20 protein-coding genes are annotated in these 19,560 nt (G+C 44.5%); 3 read left to right on the top strand and 17 right to left on the bottom strand.

The window, feature by feature from the left end; all coding sequences use genetic code 11:
* Nucleotides 1-13 precede the first annotated feature (13 nt).
* The 6 genes from menC to ACJROX_RS07285 form a co-directional block, all read right to left on the bottom strand.
* Entirely contained in the window at nt 14-1,147 is a 1,134-nt protein-coding gene (menC, locus tag ACJROX_RS07310; protein ID WP_408010088.1) for an o-succinylbenzoate synthase, read from the bottom strand.
* Nucleotides 1,148-1,194: 47 nt separating this feature from the next.
* Nucleotides 1,195-2,055: a MurR/RpiR family transcriptional regulator gene (locus ACJROX_RS07305; protein WP_408010087.1), complete on the bottom strand. Its 861-nt coding sequence runs from the start codon at nt 2,053-2,055 to the stop codon at nt 1,195-1,197.
* 28 nt (nt 2,056-2,083) lie between these two features.
* A complete protein-coding gene (panF, locus tag ACJROX_RS07300) occupies nt 2,084-3,574 on the bottom strand; it encodes a sodium/pantothenate symporter (RefSeq protein ID WP_408010086.1) in 1,491 nt (496 codons plus the stop codon).
* Nucleotides 3,571-3,855 (bottom strand): YhdT family protein, encoded by a 285-nt coding sequence (locus ACJROX_RS07295; protein ID WP_408010085.1) that lies wholly within the window; start codon nt 3,853-3,855, stop codon nt 3,571-3,573. Before ACJROX_RS07295 ends, panF begins: the two co-directional genes overlap by 4 nt.
* A 29-nt stretch (nt 3,856-3,884) precedes the next feature.
* On the bottom strand, nt 3,885-5,387 hold the full coding sequence (locus tag ACJROX_RS07290; RefSeq protein WP_408010084.1) for a M81 family metallopeptidase: 1,503 nt from the start codon (nt 5,385-5,387) through the stop codon (nt 3,885-3,887).
* A gap of 356 nt (nt 5,388-5,743) precedes the next feature.
* Nucleotides 5,744-6,640 carry a glycerophosphodiester phosphodiesterase gene (locus ACJROX_RS07285; RefSeq protein ID WP_408010083.1) on the bottom strand — a complete coding sequence of 299 codons (897 nt, stop codon included), beginning with the start codon at nt 6,638-6,640 and terminating at the stop codon, nt 5,744-5,746.
* A 216-nt stretch (nt 6,641-6,856) separates the two neighbouring features.
* Here ACJROX_RS07285 and ACJROX_RS07280 point away from each other — a divergent pair, with 216 nt between their 5' ends.
* Nucleotides 6,857-7,348: a hypothetical protein gene (locus ACJROX_RS07280; protein WP_408010082.1), complete on the top strand. Its 492-nt coding sequence runs from the start codon at nt 6,857-6,859 to the stop codon at nt 7,346-7,348.
* On the opposite strand, the gene ACJROX_RS07275 is transcribed toward ACJROX_RS07280, so the two are convergent.
* The 3 genes from ACJROX_RS07275 to ACJROX_RS07265 all read right to left on the bottom strand — a co-directional run bounded on the left by ACJROX_RS07275 (nt 7,321) and on the right by ACJROX_RS07265 (nt 9,976).
* Nucleotides 7,321-8,436: a hypothetical protein gene (locus tag ACJROX_RS07275; RefSeq protein WP_408010081.1), complete on the bottom strand. Its 1,116-nt coding sequence runs from the start codon at nt 8,434-8,436 to the stop codon at nt 7,321-7,323. The genes ACJROX_RS07280 and ACJROX_RS07275 overlap by 28 nt on opposite strands.
* Nucleotides 8,437-8,456: 20 nt before the next feature.
* Nucleotides 8,457-9,479 carry a Nif3-like dinuclear metal center hexameric protein gene (locus ACJROX_RS07270; protein WP_408010080.1) on the bottom strand — a complete coding sequence of 341 codons (1,023 nt, stop codon included), beginning with the start codon at nt 9,477-9,479 and terminating at the stop codon, nt 8,457-8,459.
* Nucleotides 9,480-9,610: 131 nt separating this feature from the next.
* A complete protein-coding gene (locus ACJROX_RS07265; RefSeq protein ID WP_408010079.1) occupies nt 9,611-9,976 on the bottom strand; it encodes a DUF2294 domain-containing protein in 366 nt (121 codons plus the stop codon).
* Nucleotides 9,977-10,206: 230 nt separating this feature from the next.
* Here ACJROX_RS07265 and ACJROX_RS07260 point away from each other — a divergent pair, with 230 nt between their 5' ends.
* Entirely contained in the window at nt 10,207-10,767 is a 561-nt protein-coding gene (locus tag ACJROX_RS07260; protein ID WP_408010078.1) for a CBO0543 family protein, read from the top strand.
* A gap of 80 nt (nt 10,768-10,847) precedes the next feature.
* On the opposite strand, the gene ACJROX_RS07255 is transcribed toward ACJROX_RS07260, so the two are convergent.
* The 5 genes from ACJROX_RS07255 to ACJROX_RS07235 form a co-directional block, all read right to left on the bottom strand.
* On the bottom strand, nt 10,848-11,477 hold the full coding sequence (locus ACJROX_RS07255) for an amidohydrolase family protein (protein ID WP_408010077.1): 630 nt from the start codon (nt 11,475-11,477) through the stop codon (nt 10,848-10,850).
* Nucleotides 11,474-12,835 (bottom strand): N-acyl-D-amino-acid deacylase family protein, encoded by a 1,362-nt coding sequence (locus ACJROX_RS07250; protein WP_408010076.1) that lies wholly within the window; start codon nt 12,833-12,835, stop codon nt 11,474-11,476. The genes ACJROX_RS07255 and ACJROX_RS07250 overlap by 4 nt, the downstream gene beginning before the upstream one ends.
* 265 nt (nt 12,836-13,100) lie before the next feature.
* Nucleotides 13,101-14,342, bottom strand: a complete 1,242-nt coding sequence (nagZ, locus tag ACJROX_RS07245; protein WP_408010075.1) for a beta-N-acetylhexosaminidase — start codon at nt 14,340-14,342, stop codon at nt 13,101-13,103.
* A 255-nt stretch (nt 14,343-14,597) separates the two neighbouring features.
* Entirely contained in the window at nt 14,598-15,125 is a 528-nt protein-coding gene (locus ACJROX_RS07240) for an SDR family oxidoreductase (RefSeq protein WP_408010074.1), read from the bottom strand.
* Entirely contained in the window at nt 15,119-15,361 is a 243-nt protein-coding gene (locus ACJROX_RS07235; protein ID WP_408010073.1) for an SDR family NAD(P)-dependent oxidoreductase, read from the bottom strand. The genes ACJROX_RS07240 and ACJROX_RS07235 overlap by 7 nt, the downstream gene beginning before the upstream one ends.
* A gap of 114 nt (nt 15,362-15,475) precedes the next feature.
* Between ACJROX_RS07235 and ACJROX_RS07230 the strand changes: the two genes are divergently transcribed.
* A complete protein-coding gene (locus ACJROX_RS07230; protein WP_408010072.1) occupies nt 15,476-15,868 on the top strand; it encodes a MerR family transcriptional regulator in 393 nt (130 codons plus the stop codon).
* Between the two features lie 214 nt (nt 15,869-16,082).
* Here ACJROX_RS07230 and ACJROX_RS07225 read toward each other — a convergent pair whose 3' ends face one another.
* The 3 genes from ACJROX_RS07225 to ACJROX_RS07215 are packed head-to-tail and all read right to left on the bottom strand — an operon-like array spanning nt 16,083 to nt 19,560.
* Nucleotides 16,083-17,435: a purine-cytosine permease family protein gene (locus ACJROX_RS07225; RefSeq protein ID WP_408010071.1), complete on the bottom strand. Its 1,353-nt coding sequence runs from the start codon at nt 17,433-17,435 to the stop codon at nt 16,083-16,085.
* A gap of 50 nt (nt 17,436-17,485) precedes the next feature.
* Nucleotides 17,486-17,815, bottom strand: a complete 330-nt coding sequence (locus ACJROX_RS07220) for a cupin domain-containing protein (protein ID WP_408010070.1) — start codon at nt 17,813-17,815, stop codon at nt 17,486-17,488.
* Nucleotides 17,815-19,560, bottom strand: a complete 1,746-nt coding sequence (locus tag ACJROX_RS07215; RefSeq protein WP_408010069.1) for a hydantoinase B/oxoprolinase family protein — start codon at nt 19,558-19,560, stop codon at nt 17,815-17,817. The genes ACJROX_RS07220 and ACJROX_RS07215 overlap by 1 nt, the downstream gene beginning before the upstream one ends.

The raw sequence follows: 19,560 nt of genomic DNA, 5'->3' as shown, positions 1-19,560 counted from the left end.
CTCCTTTAATCGTTTATGATTGCAACACCTGATCGTTTTTGATGACCGTTTCTTCAACCAGATATTTGGTCAATGCTTCTTCATTAACTTCATAGCCGATTCCACTTGACTCTGGTACACACAATTTCCCCGGCTCTTTAAAGGCCACTTCGGGATTAATGATATCCATCTCCCAATAACGGTTCGATTCCGACGTATCTCCAGGAATCGTAAAGTTAGCAAGTGATGAAAGGGCAATGTTATGTGCTCTCCCGATACCAGCTTCCAGCATGCCTCCACACCATACCGGGATATTGTTTTGCTGGCAGATATCATGGATTTTGATCGCCTCTGTCAATCCACCGACACGGCCAACTTTGATATTGATGATCTTACAGCTTCCTAATTCGATCGCTTTTTGTGCATCCTCTGCAGAATGGATGCTTTCATCCAAACAGATCGGTGTTTGGAGCTGTTTTTGCAAGGTTGCATGCTCGATGATATCGTCATAAGCCAGCGGCTGTTCAATCATCATCAGCCCGTACTGATCCAGTTCCTTCAACAGGTCGATATCCTTTAATGTATAGGCAGAGTTTGCATCCGCCATCAACGGGATGTCCATTCCGAATCGTTTTCGGATCGCTTTGATCAGCTCAACGTCGAAACCTGGTTTGATCTTCACTTTGATTTTCTTATATCCATCTGCGACAAATTTTTCGACTTTAGCCATAACTTCATCAATGGAGGCTTCGATTCCGATGCTGACACCGACTTCGATTTCGTTCTTTTTTCCGCCCAGGGCTCTGGCAAGCGAAATTCCGTTCTGTTTACTGTATAAATCCCAGACTGCGCCTTCAAGCACAGCCTTAGCCATATTGTTGCGCCGGATCGGGCTGAATAGCTCGTCGACCTCCTGAGGATGGACGATATCCTGTTTTGAGAAAAGGCGGGGAATCAGAAATTCCTTCAGCATGTACGAAACGGTTCCAGTCGTTTCTTCGTTATAGACCGGATATGGCAGTGATGTACTTTCGGCATAGCCCACTTGACCCCCGCTATGGACGCCGACTACATTGAAATCCTTAAACATCAATCTTCCGAAACTGGTTTCAAACGGATATTTCAAGGGCATTTTAAGTCTATATAAACTGATTTGATCGATTTTCATTGTAAGTTTCCTTTCCTATCAGTAATTTCTTTGAGATGGATCAACGATCATTTTTTATAAAAGGGGAAGAATTCCTGGCTGACCTGTTCATACTCATTGATCCGTATCCCGAAATCCTTCCACTCAGATGATGCAACGCCGCTTACCAACAAATTCAATACCGAGAAGATAGGCGTCATTCCATTCAAAGCCGCCGCAGAAGGCGTATCGACTTTAATCAACCAATCACTCAAAAGCCCGACAGGTGAGAGTGGATCGTCTGTGATTGTTAGCACCTTCGCCCCTCTTTTTTTCGCAGCACTCGCAAAAGAAACGGTTTCCTGGATATATCGCGGGAACGAAAATGCAATCACCAGGGAGTCCTCATCGATCTCTGTGAGCAGGTAGATGGCATCATCAATTTCTCCCTTGTAAAGGAAGGTGTCCCCTTTAACAATATTCAAGCTGAAATGAAGCCAGCTCGCTGGGGCAAAGGAACTCCTCAGGCCGACGATAAAACGTTTTTCGGACTGGAGGATGGCATCGATGATTTTTTGGTACATTTCATTACTAAGATTACTGAACGTTTTTTCAATCGAAGCGACATCCTGTTTCATGATGTGTTGGATGAGGTTGTCCTTTGCACTTAGTCTCCCCGTCGATTCGCGGTATTTTTCCAAGGGATCACCATGGTTCTTTTCAATCAAAAACGTGTTCACTTGCTTCTGCAATTCGCTGAATCCTGAAAACCCCAATGTATAGCAAAGACGGATCACAGTCGTTTCACTTGTTTCCGTCGCTGCACCGATCTCTTTTGCCGTCTGGATCGCAACCTTTTGGGGATGATCGATCAAATATTTTGCGACGGTCTTTTGTCTGTTCGTCAGTGCATTGAATTTCTCTCTTATTCTTTCGTTGATGTGATCCATCTAAAAACCTTTCCTTTCTATTGCGCGCTTATCCAATCGATCTCTTTTCTTCCAAAGGCACTGTCTCTGCTCCCCAGAACTTCCGGATAATTTCTTCTGACGGCTTTGGCGTCAAATAGCTGACGACGATCATCAACAGGAAGGATAATCCCATTGCTGTCGCGATCGTATGCATACCGAATGGATTCGGGAAGTATTGGGCAATGATCAGATAGGATATCAAGCCTGAATACATGGAGACGATCGCTCCCCAGGTAGATGCCCTTTTCCAATAGAGCCCTAAAATGATCGGTGCAAAGAAGGTGGCCTCAAGACCGCCGATCGCATACAAGACGATCAATTGTAGATATTCTGGCGGAGTCAAGGAAATCAATACGACTGCAACCCCGATCGCCAATGTCGTGAAATAAGAGATCTTCGAAATTTTCCGTTCACTTGCACTTGGGTTGATGTAATTCAGATACAGGTCCTTCACGATGGTCGAGCTCGTGACAAGAAGCATTGAGTCGACCGTCGACATGATCGCAGCCAGTGGTGCCGCCAATATAAGACCAGCAACCCATCCAGGCATGATATCCAGGATCAGAAATGGCAACGCAAGATCAGCTACCTCGAGGTCTGGATATAAAACCCTGACCAATGGTCCGATCGTTACGAAACCGAACGTCAAAATCCCCATAATAATGCCGCTCAGGATGATTCCTTGATGCATCGACTTCGAATCTTTATAGGTCATGCCGCGGACTGAAGCATGAGGCAAACCGATCGCGGCAATACCGAACATGAGGAAATAGGAAAAGAACATGCTCGGTGTCAGGTCAGCCCCGCCTGGCAATGTCATCATTTCGGGATGGGCATTGGCTAATTGTTCATTCAATACCGTAAAGCCGTCCGTTTTGATCATGAACACGACCCATAGGATGATTCCGCCAAGCATCATCACGATGCCCTGGATCGCATCAGTCATCGCAACGGCGCGGAATCCGCCATATGTGGTGTAAATGACGACCGCCAGACCGAAAATCAACAATCCAGCCTGGTAAGGCAGGCCTGTGATCGACTCAAGGATCCGTGCCCCGCCTGCAAACTGGGCGACCATATAGGCACTGATGAAAATGATGATCCCGAGAGCACTTCCGATGACGATGGTATGGCTTTGATACCTTTCTTTCAGGATGTCGATGAGGGTGATCGAGTTCAATTTCCTTGCGACTATCGCAAACTTTTTCCCAAGGATCCCCAGAATATAGACCCCCATCGCAAGCTGTGTCAGGCCGACGAGCACCCAGCTGTAACCCATCTGATAGGCAAGACCTGGTGATCCGATGAATGTACCGGCACTGGCTGCGGATGCAAGCATCGTAAACGCCAAAACGACTGGTCCAAGGCTTCTTCCACCGATGAAAAATTCCTCCTGGAAGCTGGACTTTCTTTGTTTCAAGAATTTATGGAAGTACCCTCCTATCAGAAACGTGATCACCAGATAAAGGAGGATCGGTATGAGGACATCCCATTTCATTTCTTTTCTCCCCCTTCTTCTGCTTCAAGGGACATATCCTTGAAAAACAATTTGACCATGAAATAAGCGCCGATCATGAGTAGGAACCATCCTACGATCCCTCCATAGAAGAACCAATCAGGAAAGCCCATCACGATGTCCACTTCAGATACCGGTTTGTTATAACCGATCCATAATGAAATCCCGCCTGTTACAAGGAGATTGAAGATGAAGAATAGGATGGTCATCCACATTTCCTTCGTGCATTGACGGAATCGACGATCTTCCTTGAAATTTTCCAATGCTGTTACCTCCCTTTAATTATTAAAAGCTATACATTTTCCTCAGCGAGTATCTTTGCATCCGCGAACTCTTCTTCACGGTCCAATGGAAAAATCGGTCTTCTCAAGCGTTTGTAGTCAAATGATGTAAAGTCGATTGTTGATAATCCCGGAGAATCGACGGTGATGATCTTTTCAGTAATCGGCTCGAAAGCAGCCCTGAAATGCTGGCTGGACTTCAAAGCGACAATCTTATACTCGCTGACATCGATCCCGTGCAATTTGAAAATTTGTTCATCGAGAACCTGGGATTTCACGGAACAAACGATGATATCGACGCCGTTGACGACCAATCGCGTAGACTTCCCGAGATTGACCTTTGTCCCCTGCCACATCGGCGAACTTTGAAAGAATTGGCCATCTGATAAGCATTTTACATAGGCGTGAAGCTTCAAAGGTCGTCCATGTAAATTGTCGGTCTTCCCGCCCAATTCGATATCGATGTATCGGCCGGCACCACACTCATGGGCTTTCTCTGCAACCTCCGGATCGTAGATATATCCGAAACATGCTTTTTCCAGATTCGATTCGATCATCGCCTCGAGAAGATATGTACCATCACCTGGAGTTCCTCCCCCAGGATTATCAGAGGTTTCATTTATGACGATCGGAGCTCCAGACTCAGCAAGGGCGAGTTCGATCCCTTCCTTTGGAGAAATGGGTTCAGGAATGAATTCATTGCGATGCTCCCACAACTTCTTTGCCGTTTGAGCGGATAATTCTTTCGCCAGTTCAGGGTCGTTATTGGTCGTCGTAATGATGGAGACACCGACATCCGGAATATCGGTATAGGGAAAACCATGAAAGAAGGTGCAGTCGATGACGGATGGATGCTTTTCTGCTTCCCAGCAGTATTCATTGATCGTTTTGGCTGGAGGCAGGTTCGTTGTCGAGGTCGGGATCATCATCGGCAGCTTCGTCAGATGGGAAGTAGGCTTTAATTCACCTTTTACGATTTGGCAAGCGACATCTACAGCCTCAATCCCGCGTTCATACGAATCGGTATGCGGATAAAAGTTCACCCCTAACAGGACGTCCGAATGGTCGACCATCTTTTGGGTGAGATTGCCGTGGAGATCCAATGTGACGACAAGCGGGATCTCGTTTCCGATCTCAGTACGGATCAATTCCATCAGCTCGCCTTCAAGGTCATCGACGCCATCTACCGTGCCCGCTCCATGCATGGCAAAACAGACAGCATCATAATCGCTGTACTCCCGGATCGCCTGGACCAGTTCTTTTTTGATGCTCTGGAAAGCTTCTTGCGTGATCAAGCCTGATGGATAGGTGAACGCTGAAAAGGTCGGCAGGATCCCGATTCCCAACTCTTCTGCACGATCGACGATCCCACCTAGATAATCCCTCACCTTCCTGTGCTTCGTGACGATGTCTTCCTTATGATCCCATTCCCATAGCTTGAAAAGCTCTTCTGTTGTTTGGACATTCGAAAAGGTATTGGTCTCATGTGAAACTTGTCCGGTTAAAATTTTCATGAAAACTCCCTCCCTGATTTTCTTTTGGTCATTACTGAGACAGATTCCAAACATACCAACAAAATTTATTATTGAGAGATTCATAGATGATAAGGTTCAAAAAGACAGGCCAAATGATGAGTAGATGCTGTGAGTAGATGGACTGGTGAAAATTAGAAGGTGATGCATTTCGTGGTGATAGACACTTTGAAGTAAAAAGGAAAATGAAGCTTAAACTTTATTTTAGTGAAGTTTTGAAGCTTAAATTTCTTAAAATTATAATCCCATTAGCGAACGATGTCAATAGATTTTAAATTTTTTGTCAATTCATGATACAGAATAGAGGCTACCCTTTTTGGGACAGCCTCTATTCTGTATCATCTTCTGCTTTTCAAAACTTCGTTCAACCGATCAGGGTAGTTGGTGAACATTCCGGTGACTCCCCAATCGAGGAGCTTTTGCATGTCTTCTTTTTCATTGACGGTATACGGGTGGATCAATAGGTCATGTTCCCTGACCTTTTTGACATAGGCTTCATCGATCTGATTGTGGTTCATCCCGACACCGACAGCGTACTCTTTGTATTGTTCGAGCTCAGCGTCTGTGATGGTGGCAGGGCTTGTGTACCAGAGCAATTGGACTAGCGGTATCCTCGGATCCAATTCGTAGAGTTTCTTCAAGCTTTCAGGGCTGAAAGACTGGATGATCACTTTGCTTGAAGGATTGTTCGGTCCGATCAATTTATGTTTTTCAAGGGTTTCCAGGAGCTTCTCTTCCATTCCTGGATACACTTCAGGTGATTTCGTCTCGATGTAATAGTTTGCGCTTTTCCCGAACTTCTCGATCACTTCATCAAGCGTCGGCACCTGTAAGCCTTCATATTCTGCCTTCGCCATCTCCGGATTCATTTCATTGAACCAGCTGCCTGCATCCAACTGTTTGATTTCATCGAGGGTATCGTCTTTGACTAATCCGGTCCCGTCTGTCGTACGATCGAGCGTTTCATCGTGCATCGCGATCAATTCACCGTCTTTTGTCATCTGAAGGTCCACTTCAACATAATCGCCCTTCATCTGCTCCCCTAATTCATAAGCTGGAAGCGTATGTTCTGGTGCATGACCTGAAGCTCCCCGATGGGCGACATTCAGAATCTGGTTCGGGTTCAAACCTGGTTTGTCCATACTCTGATCAGCAGCAGTCGCTGGTGAGGCAATACCAGCTACAAGGCCGAAAATTGCGGCTGCCATCAATCCGTTTTTCAATCGTTTTTTCATCGTCTATTCCATCCTTTCGATATGTAAGTCCAATAAAAGGATAGAATAAAACTATGAAGTTACTATTATCGGAATCTAAAGACTTGGTTAACGAAGTAAAATATTTGCAAAACCTGACCACGAATGGACAAAAAATCTTTCTCCTCCAAAAGGAAAGTATGACTTCCTTTCTCTGAACATACCTTCTAGTATGACATCGTGAAGGGGGGAGTTGGTTTGAGTAACATCGGATTCGAACTGGTAGCAAATATGGCTCTCCCTGTATTACCAGGCCATGCCTATTCGATATGGGTCATGTGGAATGGCCGGCGCCTATCTTCCTCGATCGGAAAGGACGCTTATCACAGAGACGGGTTGATCCTCCCTGACAGACGGATCACGGCAACAGGCAGGATCGACCACCAATCAGCTAATACTTCAAGTTTTGGAGATTTGCAAGCAAGTGAATGTCGGCTTGTACCCTGTCCATCTTTTCAACCGAAAACGATCCTAGTTCAGCTTATCCTGCCAAAAGGCGTTTCACTTTCCCCTATCGACCGTTTCGTCCGCTTACATTTTATAATAGAAGAAACCAGTCAACGGAAAAAGATTCCTCTCTATCTCGATCATCAATCTGTTCAGGAACTTTCCCCTGAACAACTTCAATTCGATCTTTCCTTGCTCCTTCCGAAACACCTTGATCAGACCAATAACGGTGTCAAGAAATAGACGATCAGGAAAGCAGTGACAATGCGCATGGCGACGCCAAGAACAGCCGCGCCCATCGCTTCCTTTTCATTCAGATCGGAGTTGGCGGCCCAAATGACCGGGATTTGTCCGAGTACCGCTGATAATGGTAGCCCGGATGACGCCAGGACGAAAGACCCGATCACCAATCGGGGATCCATGTTGCTGGCAGCGTCCGCTAACTGGCCCATTGCCAGCGTAGGGCTTGCTAAAATCGACAGGATCCCTGTTTCCGGATCGATACTTAAAGCTAAAAGGGCTGTTGACAACCCAGATTCGATTGAAGACCAGATTCCGATATAGTCGAGTACCCCGATGAGAGCGAAAACCACTGCAACTGCTGGGATGATCAGAAGGAATAAGAGTTCCGCCCCTTCACGAGCCGCATTGAATAAGGTCGGAAGGAAGCGTGTATTCGGAGTGAATTTAGGCAGTTGTTCCAGCTGGACCGCCTTTGTATCCCGAAAAAGCGTTTTTGAAAGAAGGAAAGGGACGATCAACACCGGTAAAAACACTGCTAAAACGACAACCACAAAAGCATTGACACCCACAGCCGTCATGGCGACCATCCCAAGCATGAAGGTAGCGAACGATTGCTGTGACTGGACCATCGTAGCAACGGCTATCTTCTGTTCAGCCTTTGTAGCACCTGCTCGAACCAGTATTGGTCCGGCAATCTTTCCTGCTGCATTGATATCACCAAGGATGTTATAGATACTTGGAATGACGACAGACGAATTGATTTTCATGTATTTTGTGAAAGGGATGAAAATCCTGATCAAGGCATCTGTAAACCCTAATCTTTCAAGCCCTCGGCCGATAATGACACTGACGATGATCGCGACCCCTACCGTACCAGTCAAGAATACTTCTACTACAACAGGGAAAACCTGATCGATGATCGAGTTGAATAATCCTGCCAATGCACCTGGAGATATCAAAAGGGTCAACAGAGAAGCGATGACTAAACAAAGACCGACCACTTCGATCCTGGTCCATTTCCTCTTTTCACGCTTTGGGACAATGACTTCTTCAACCTGTGTCTTTACTGCTATTTTCGGTTCACTCATGTTTACATCTCCCTTCTTTTTTAAGATCGGACAGCTTCTCTTTTGTTCGCGAGATACCTGGAGGCCATTTCCTCACCATATTCCTTGATTTTCGGCGTGCCCATCTGCCGTAGCGGTGTACTGGTTATACGTTCCTGAAAAACAACAATTTCCACATCAGGTAATAACATTTCGAGAGCATAGGCTAATGGCAATCCGTTCTCTAAAATTTCCAGAACATGGCTGTTTCCAATGACAAAGTTAAGGTCTAGTTCCTTTGCCGTTTCAATAAGGGGGTGTCCATTGAAAATCCGGCTGATCGAGACAAGTACAGTATCGATTTCAGGATTTTCATCAACAGCTTGTCGTAAATGGTTGGAGGTAAAGCCTGTATGCGGAAATATATGTAGGATGTTGTTCACTGGCGTATTTTCGTCCCCCCATACAAGTCGCCCACGAGTCATCATACTTGTTTCAATCAAAGATGGAGCTTTCCTGATCTCTCGTTCCATATGCATCATTTCTTCTTCGACCGAAGCACCCATGAACATATTCAACCTCGTTAACATGTCACCAAGCGTCTTTACCCCTTCCACAGCTTGTCCGACAAATAAGATGTTCCCATGAACCCCGCCATAAGCGATTTCCGTTCGATATACTTGATGTCCATGTAAAAATGAAATGCCGGGATGTAGACCATGAAAAGCCTCATGGAGTTCGAAGGCAGATAAATCATATAGATCGAGGTAATTTTTTAATGTGACACCGCCAGAATTGGCGGCTTCAGCGATTGGATGGTGAGCGATGATCGCATCGACCCCGGTCGCTCCAGCTAGTTCGATACTTCCTTCCGTCATCGTCATCGTTACAGCCAGCTTTTTCACCTCTTTCTCGCAGTCTCCATAGACGAGACCTGGCATTTCCATGATTCCTTTCCCAGGAAGATTGGATGTCTTCATCATGACGAATGGATGGTCCCCTTTCGTCACATCACCTGGAGATTTGACGACCCTCCCTCCTGTCATTAAATCCAGTGCATCCAGTACATCGGCTACTGTTTTCATTTTCATTCCTCCTTTATAAAATCAATAAAAAAACGCCAGCACGTATCAAGCAGACATTCATCTGCAAGATTGTACTGACGGTTTTACTGCACTCAAAGAGAGTTCATTCTACCAGTCATTCTTATTCAGTTTCATAGCCCAGAGATATAAGCACTTGCAACCTTGTCGAGGATGATGATCGTCCCCGAATACTCGGTGACAGGATCATAGTCCTTCAAGACGGAGTGGACCTTCATGTCATATTTTTCTTCGATCGTCATTTTCAGCTGTTCCTTATACGCATCAATGATGGCTGTATCGGCAATCCGGGTAACAAAGCGATTCATCTCGTCCAAATATTTAAGAGAAGGGATTCTCTTATGTATAGCAAGAATCAACACTTTTTCCCCGATAATATCGATCTTTTGACGTTTAACGCCTATATTAAACATCCGAAGATTGATATTATTATAGTCTTTGATGAGTTCCTGTTTAAACTGGCCAGCCGTCCAATTCATCTCATTAAACCACCCAGCCTCTGAACCTTTTATAATTTTCAAATTATTTTGATAACAAAAATTTATCACAGATATCGACACTTGTAAACCCCTGTTTCACAAAATATGTCTATTTGTAATGAAAAAAATGCTCTTCTATTCTTTTGTAAGGTGCTTGTACCATTTCATGGAATATTGATGAGCTCTCCTTGAAAGAATAAACAAAACTAAATCAATTGACAGGAGCCATTATGAACGGAAATCCGAGGGTCATCACCATCATAGATGAAAATGTCGATCAAATCGAAGGCCTGATCCAAAAGAAAGTGGACATCTGGGCGACCTTTGTTCTCTTTTCACCTCTCTGGTGGTTCGGTGTTTCATTATCCATCATTCACTGGATCCTTTGGCTATTGTTCCGTAAAAAGGACAGTACAGATCGTCTACTCTATGTTGCATTTTTTGTAATAGTGATTTCACTCGTCCTCGATGTTTTAGGAGATCAATTAGGTTTCTGGCATTATCGTTATAACGTTATTCCAGTCCTTCCTACATACCTGCCATGGGATTTGACTTTAATGCCTGTCACCATCATGTTCCTGTTACAAATCAAGCCAAAGCTCAATCCACTTATCAAAGCTGTGTTGTTTGCTGTGGTCACTTCATATGTAGTTGAGCCTATCATAACCTGGATGAATATCTATCAACCGATAAACTGGCGTTACACATACTCGGTTCCATTCCAGATCATCATTTTCATGATTGCCTATTACCTGACCAAAAGGAAGGCCTTCTCTTATTTAGATTCATAAGTAATAGGGATAAGCTCGGTTCTCCGAAGCTTATCCCTATTTGAGTTTCTACAAATTTTCAATGTAGAATTTTCCTGGTACTATTCAATATCCAGTTTCCCATTCAATTCACCTTTATATTGGTATTCGTCAACTTGGATGTCGATGGTTCGGTCACCAGTGAATGGATTTTGTTCATCCATTTTGAAAATGACAGGCAGGATGGTGTCAGAGTTATTCAGCTTAGCCGTTCCGACAAAGCTTGCCCAGCCTTCATAAGTTTGAAGCAACCCTAAATCGGTCGATTTGATGTGGATATTATTCTCTTTATCGATCAAATTGAATGAACCTTTTGGTTGAAGATCATCTTTTCCTTGTTTGATGGTAAGATGGACCTTTGCTGCTTTACCATCCTTATTCTCAACATTTCCATGAACTTTGACGCGATGATTCTGGTCAACACTCATTGGACGGCTAGGCATGTCATAGCTCCTTTTCAAAGCTTGTCCAGCCTGTATGCCGTTCAGTTCACCATCCTTCAGAGCAACCTGGCCATTCACTAGAACATGCTCGATTCCCTCAGCATATTGTTTCGGGTTATCAAAGTCTGCTTTGTCAATTACCGTATTCTCATCAAATACAGTAATGTCCGCCACCATTCCCTCAGCAATGAAACCTCGATCGACCATGCCGATGATATTGGCTGGCAGACCGGTCATTTTCTTGATCACTTCTTCCAGGGATAACAAACCGTCTTCCCTGACAAGCTTCCCAAGAACTCTTGGTTGCGTACCGTATCTCCTTGGGTACTCTCTGAAACCGTAGCGCCACCATCAGATGCGATGGCAGTTGTCGGATTTCCTAAGATCCTTTCAAAATCCTCTTGATGACCGAAGAAATAAATGGTCCTCAGATTACCTTCGTCTTCGAGGAGTTGCATTGTCGCTTCTCCAGGAGAAACACTTCGCTCATCCGCGATATCCTGTAAGGTCTTTTGTTTTGTCGGAAAATAGACATCGGCTGCATCCTGTACACGGCTGGCGATGGTTTCATGAATTTCTTCCTCGATTTGCGGACGTAAATCTGCATCAGCAAACCGTCTGAGCATTTCTTCGCTGCCTCCGTCTTGCACCCATGGAGGTACAATCGCAGTCAGACCTGTCTGGCTGGCGAGATAAGGGTACTGGTCAGCTGCTGCAAAGGTTCCCCGATCGTTCGCTTCCTGGATCAAACGGATCGTTTCTTCCGATTTCCCCCAGTTATTCGGACCCATTACCTTCATATGGGTGATGACCGGGACAAGACCTGCACCTTCTCCGATCTTGATCGTTTCTTCTGTTGCTTCGACTACATGATTATTTTCATTACGGATATGGTTCGGAAAGTTCGTCCTCCATTTTTCCGCTACATTTACGACATCGATCACTTCTTCTGTCTTTGCGTAGTTGCCAGGCGTGTAGAACAGACCAGCCGAAACACCCCAGGCACCGTCTTCAAGCGCTTTTTCAATAAGCAAACGCATTTCTTCGATTTCCTCTTCTGTAGCGGCTCGATCATCATATCCCACTACTTCTTCCCATACAGAGTTGAAACCGATGTAACTTCCAATATTGATCGCAAGACCTTCCTCTTCTAAAGCATATCGCGCTGCAAGATCCACTGGTCCGCCGCCATCAGGGCTCAACAATTCGGTCGTCACCCCTTGGGTCAGCGAGCTCTTTGCCGTCGTCAAAACATCCGTATCGGCATGACTGTGGATATCAATGAAACCAGGAGAAACGATTTTTCCTGATACATCGATCTCCTCATCCCCATGCTCATCATCTAAATTTCCAATAGAAAGGATATGCCCATCTTTTATGCCGACATCTGCCACATAACGATCCTTCCCAGTACCGTCGATGATCGTTCCATTTTGAAGGATGATATCATAATCTTGGTCGCTCTTCGCAATCGACTGTCCATCCGGATAACCTGCAAGTAAGATTCCTAGAAGCAATGTCACTATCAATACTACTGAAAAAAGTTTTTTCCAACCTGATCCATTGAATTGCCTCCTTAGAAATTCGTTTTGAACAGGTTTTCTCAAGCTCACACTCCTTCTTGTGCTCGACTCTATCAGCTCCCATTTTATCCTAGACAACATATTTTTCACACTATTCTGGAAAATACGATCGTTCATTCCTATTTAACGATTTCAATAAAATGTGCGTAATGGCTTGTTTTTCCGAAAAAGGTACAGAACAATCGAATGGGTCTTGACCGAATACAGTCACATCATTTAAGTCATCATTCCCTTAGATGAATGGTAGATTGGTAGGAATTTGATCCAAATCTCTTCACTTTTCAGATGTTCATCGAAGAGCGCCTAGTATCTCTTCAGATGATCGATTAATTTTATTTATATCGATTTCATCTAGAAGTCTGTCTGAAAGGCTATATTTTTCTTTTAATCGTAAAATTCTTTGAACGCTTTCATCTATTCTTTCTTCGCTTATTATTCTATCTTTTACAGCGTTTGTTAAACTGTTGACGGCTTTCACTTTGTTTTCATACCCATGGGCTACGAGTACAATATCGTTTCCTGCTTGAATGGCCTTTATAGAAGCTTCACCGATATCATAGTTTTCTATAATGGCTCCCATAGTCATATCATCAGTTATAACAACTCCATTAAACTTTAATTCTTCTCTTAAAATATTGGTGACAACGTTCTTTGATAAAGAAGAAGGATATTCATGATCCAGTTCAGGTAACAGAATATGTGCAACCATCGTCATATCTGCATGTTGATCAACAGCATTTTGAAATGGCACCAATTCCATTTGACGGAGTTTTTCCAACTCATTATTCACAACAGGTAATTCTAAATGAGAATCAACATCTGTGTCACCATGACCTGGAAAATGCTTTATTACTGGGATGATGTTTTTGGATTGTATCCCTTTCATTACTTCAATCCCCATTTCCGAAACAATTTCCTTATTATCCCCAAAAGCCCTCTTCCCGATTACAGGGTTTGTCGGGTTACTATTGATATCCAGAACAGGTGCCATCGTCATATTAAATCCGAACGAGCTTACCCTTTCCCCAATCGCTTCCCCAACTTGATGGGCAAGCTCCGAACTATGGAAATCCCCAATATCTTTACTGTCTGGCAAGTTTATTATTTCAGGCGGCATTCTTGATACTAAGCCACCTTCTTCATCGACAGAAATAAAAATGGGAGTATCATTATGCCCGGAATTTATTTCTTTTAATTGATTATTCAAATCCAATAATTGTTGAGAGCCTGTAATATTTTTCTTAAAAAGAATGACTCCTCCAATGTGATAATTATCTATTAATTTTTGTGTTTCATCATTCACCTGGGTACCTTCAAATCCAAACATAAGCATTTGACCAATTTTTTCTTCTATGGACATGGAATTCATTTTTTCTAGTACCGGGTCTGTCAACGCATCAGGTGGAGATTCTTCATATTTATTTTCTTCCTCATTATTTTCTTGATGAATGTTGGAATCTTGGTTACATCCAACCAAAGCGATTGTCAAAATCAAAGAAAAAACAAATAATAACCGGTGCCAATTTTTCATCACATCCCCCTTGATTTTCCGATCTTTATGATAGTTTGTTATTCACCAATACTGACCAACTGATCGATACCAATAATTTCAAGTTGGAAGATCTTTCTCAATGATCCATTTCATAAAAAAAGAGACATACCTTATTTAAGATATGCTCCCAATTATGAAATATGGTTCTAACAACATTTCAAACTTACTAATAAGTTTAGATATAGGATACCTGTAATATATTATGGGGGTATTTCCAGGCTTATTGCCGTTCAATTATAGAAGCTGCCCGCCTGATGCTTCGAGCCGCTGCGCATTCACCCAGCCCATATCATCCGTGCACAAGGACGCAACAACCCCGCCGATATCGTCGGCTTCTCCGACCCTGCCTAACGCTGTATTCTTGCCGATAAAATCTCTCATCTCATGATTGTCCCTTACTGCGCCACCGCCGAAATCCGTAGCGATTGCTCCCGGGGCGACCACGTTGACCTGAATGCCTCTTGTTCCCCATTCTTTGGCCATGTACTTCGTCAAGATTTCGATCGCTCCTTTCATCGCCGCATAAGCTCCGAAGCCCTCAATCACAAAACGTGTCAAGCCCGTTGAAATATTAACGATCCTTCCATTGTCGGCAATACGGGAAAACAGCTTTTGCGTCAGGAAAAATACACCCTTGAACTGCACGTTCATCATGCTGTCGAATTGTTCCTCTGTTGTTTCCGAAACAGAAGCGTGAATCCCGAATCCCGCATTGTTGACCAATATGTCCAACTGCTCCCGATTCCATTTTTCTTTCAGCATGTTGGACAGCCGTGATGCAAAAGCTTCAAAAGAGGATATGTCACCGGTACCAGCTGCAATGCCACGGCTTTTCGGCCGTTGTTTTCAATTTCCTTGACGACCGCTTCTGCGTCTTCCTTCCGGGTATGATAAGTGACGATAACATCAATTCCTTTGCGGGAGAGCGCGATGGCGGTATTTCTACCCAGTCCGCGGCTACCTCCGGTTACCAGTGCAATCTTTTGAGTTGAATTCATAGATTTTGTCTCCTTTCGTTCATCAGCGTCAACCACTTGATAACCTGTTATTTGTGGTCTAAAATGAGTATAGGGATTCGAGTTAACTCTAAGTCAAGGGGGAAGGTAAAAAAAATGAATTATACGATCAACAAGGTCGCAAACAAATTCGGTCTGTCTGTTCATACGTTACGTTACTATGATAAAGAAGGGCTAATGCCATTTATCGAGAGAGACAAATCCGGCAACCGGGTGTTCTCCGAAACGGATCTCAACTGGGTGGCTATGGTTTGCTGCCTGAAGGATACGGGAATGTCAATCAAAGCAATCAAGCAATATGCGGACTGGTGCACACAGGGTATGCAAACGATCGACGAACGGAAAATGATGCTCGCCGCTCATCGCAAACAAGTCTTAAAGCAGATCGACGACTTGAAGAAAAACCTTGAGCTCATCGATTCGAAAATCGAGATCTACGAAAATCCGGAGTTGGCACAAAAATTGTATGGCGGTCTCGAAAAACCATAGTGACTCCTTAACGCGCCTAAATCTGACATAATCCGAATAGCCTTTAAAACGAATAAATGAAAAAGGGCACTATAGTCTACCTTGAGTTTTGGACAGCATCTTCGTCATATCCTTAATCATAGGTGTTGCGGTGCTTTTCCATGAAAATCTTTTAACAAGCAACAGGGCTATCCCACTATTTCTACTGGGACAGCCCTGTTTTAATCTCTACTTTTCATCCTGATTTGAGGTTCGGGTTGGGATCATTTTCAAGTTGATCCAGCCCAGTTACTGTAAAATGGTCCGGTTTCATTTTTGTTTTGATTTTCATCGCAATCAAATATACGATTCCTGAAGCTATGAGGGACTGTACAGCTGGAATACCGAACGAATTGACATATTGGGTCAAATACCCAACCAAAGTACCTACCGCTAAGGCGATTGTCGCCATCCAGTTCCATCCCTGGTTATCGACCCATTGTTGATTCCGGAGGAAAAAGAAATCAGCCATCATTACACCGGCGATAGCAGGGTAGATCAATGCTGTCATATAAAGAAAATCCATGAAATAATCCAAGATACCTGCCAGGGCGATGACGATCGCAATGATTGTCCCGCCGAGTGTCAACAACGCACGTCCCTTATTCGAATTGACGTTTAGCATATTTGCAAGAGCCAACCCCATGCTGTAATTGTTGACAAGCTGACTTGTCCAGGTTGCAAACCAAAGGATCAAGAATCCCCAGACAGGAAATCCGAGATTCATCATGACGTTTACGATGTCTGCATCGCCTACTCCCACGGACATGATTGCTCCCACATAGAATAAAGGGAAACCTACACCGATGATCCCCAAGGGAATCAGTATATTGTCCTTGACTTTAGGCTTCGCATAACGCGTATAGTCTGAAGCGATCACCCATTGTGAAACATTGACGCCAATGATCAGACTTACTGCTCCTAAAAAGGTCATCGTTGGCTCAGGCCTCCAAGAGGTTATCGTTTCCAATCCGGTGTTTTTTAAAGCATAGAATATTCCAGCGATGATGAGGAGCAAACCGGCTGGAACAGCAATATAATCTGTCCATTTCATTGAACCGTAACCGATGATTGATGGAATCGCAAACAAAAGACCGACGATGATCGTTACAACACTCCATGCAAATATCTGGTTTTCATAGTCTATTCCGATCATAGCGGAAATAGCGTTTCCTGCTACGGCTGTTTGTAAGGCCCACCAACCTAATGAAACGATGAAAATTGTCAGCCCGACGATGAACCTTGCCTGCGAAGCACCAAAGCTGGTCCTGGCGATCACGGACGAAGAACGACCAGTCTTTGCTCCGATGTAACCTGCGATCGCATTACCGATCCACTGGAAAACGAATAATGCTACCAACAGGATCCAGAAGATGGAGGACAATCCGAACGCACCTGCAAGAGTTGCTCCGACCATCAAGACTGGTATCGTGAATTCCAGCCCTCCGAAAATCATCGCCGGAGTCAACCAATGCTGTCTCTTATCTTGTGGAATTTGAGCAAGAGCTTCGTCCTTACATAGTGAATTCGTAATTCCTTTTTCATTCATGCTTCTATCCCCCCAATACTTGAATTTCAGGAAAAAGTCGAGTCGGCACCTTATCCGACAAGAACAAAAACGAGTTCACAAGCCTCTTTGCCATCGTTGAATGCGATATGTTCCTTCCCAGCTGGTATGAAAGTTGCTTGACCGGCAGAAACCCTGATCTGTTTATCGTCGATTTCTGTAAGGATAGTTCCTTTTACGATGACCGAATACTCATTTTCCTCATGGTTTGATACGCAAGTCAAGGGTACTCTTTCCCCCGGATGGATCGTTACTGTCCCGATTTTGACAGTCGTATTTTGATTTTCTTCTTCAAACAGGGTCCTGAGGGAAAACGCCCTGTTTTCTTGAGCAACAATCTCATTGATGTTCACAACCTTCATCAGCGCTTCCCTCTCAGTTCAGTAACTCCCTCGACAGTGAAGGTCTTTTCATTGATGATGACGCCAAACTTTTCTTTCGCCTGTTCGACAGTGATATATCCGTTTTTCACATCAAGCGCAATTTGTTCAGCAGGACGGTCTTCTGGGTTCCCGAATCCGCCACCCGTAGCGGTCATCAGCTTGACGACGTCTCCCTTGTTCAATGGATAACGTGGATAGATTCCGAATGGTCCATCAACCTCTCCATTCGCCTTTTCAATGATGAACTCGTTTGGCGAACCATCTTCGCCTCCGTTCGTTCCCCAAGGTACGAATTTATTCCGTCCGAAAGTGGCCGAAACCATCTGGTTGTCTGTCATTGCCCGATATGAACGTGTAACACCAGATCCACCGATATATTCACCGGCACCGGCTCCATCTGTCCGGAGGCTATATTCATCAATCATTACACCATACCGTGTTTCGGCCACTTCAATCGGGACATTGTAGGTTTCGCCGTCTCCGATACAAAATTGCCCTCTGGCACCGTCTTGGCCTTTTGCTGCACCCCAACCTCCGACTGAAGGTTCTACGATCAGGAATGGTTCGTCTGTCTCATGGTGATTCCCGGCTAAAATGACAGCACAGACAGACAATAGATGTCCAGCAGATAAACGTTCTGGAAGCTCAGGTGCAAGGGCTTGCCAAATCAAGTCCGCACCTGCCAGCATGCTTTCCCAATAGATCGAGACTGGGGAAGGTCGTTCTGCTGCCAAAACCGATTTTGGATCGGTGATAATTTCAAGTGGTCTGAACACACCATCATTTACATCCTGAGATGGATTAGTGATCGCCAGGAAAATTGTCCTGACTGCTGAAACAAGTGCAGTATAAGAACAGTTGATCGGCCCAGGAACTTGAGGGTGGCTCCCCCGGAAATCGCAAATGAATTTTTCATCAGTGACGGTTACCTTCACTTGGATCTTGAATGGTCCGTTTCCAAATCCATCGTCATCGATATAGCTTTCAGCATGGAAAGTCCCTTTCGGCAGCTTCGCTAATTCCTTCCGCGCCATCTGTTCACCGTGGTCGAGGAGATGATCGATAGATACGAGTACAATTTCCTTTCCGTATTTCTCACAAAGCTCCCTGATCCGTTTTTCACCCGTACGTAATGCAGCGACCTGAGCCCATAGATCTCCAAGGGAAAGGTCAGGGAATCGTACATTCGATTCGATGATATCGACAAGCGGCTGATTAAGCTTCCCCTCGTCAAAGAGCTTGACGCATGGGAATTGCAGACCCTCCTGGAAAATTTCAGTGGCATCGTTACTGAATGAACCGGGGTCTTTCCCGCCGACTTCCGTCCAGTGGGCCTTGTTTGCGGAAAAGGCGACTATTTCACCTTCATGGAAAATCGGCATGACCAGCCCGACATCAGATAGATGCGAACCACCTCCGCCATAAGGATCATTGATGATGACAATATCACCCGGCTTCAACTGATTTTCGCCTCCGAATTTTTTAAGCGTCTGCTTGACCATGAAGGTGAGCATCCCGATGAAGCCGGTCACACCATTCCCCTGGGTCAACAGTTGTCCCTTCGAGTCAGTAAGCCCGCTGGCATAGTCCAATACTTCATAAATGATCGGACTCATCGATGTCCTTGCAAGCGCGTAGAACATCTCATCTCCAGTTGCGATCATTGAATCTTTTACGATTTCCAATGTGAACGGATCGACTTTCACATTTGCTGCTGTCGTCAT

The organism is Pseudalkalibacillus sp. A8, from assembly GCF_045920555.1.
GTDB lineage: Bacteria > Bacillota > Bacilli > Bacillales > Fictibacillaceae > Pseudalkalibacillus.
The sequence above is the reverse complement of the archived record's forward strand: the minus strand, read 5'-3'. Positions and strand labels throughout refer to the sequence as shown.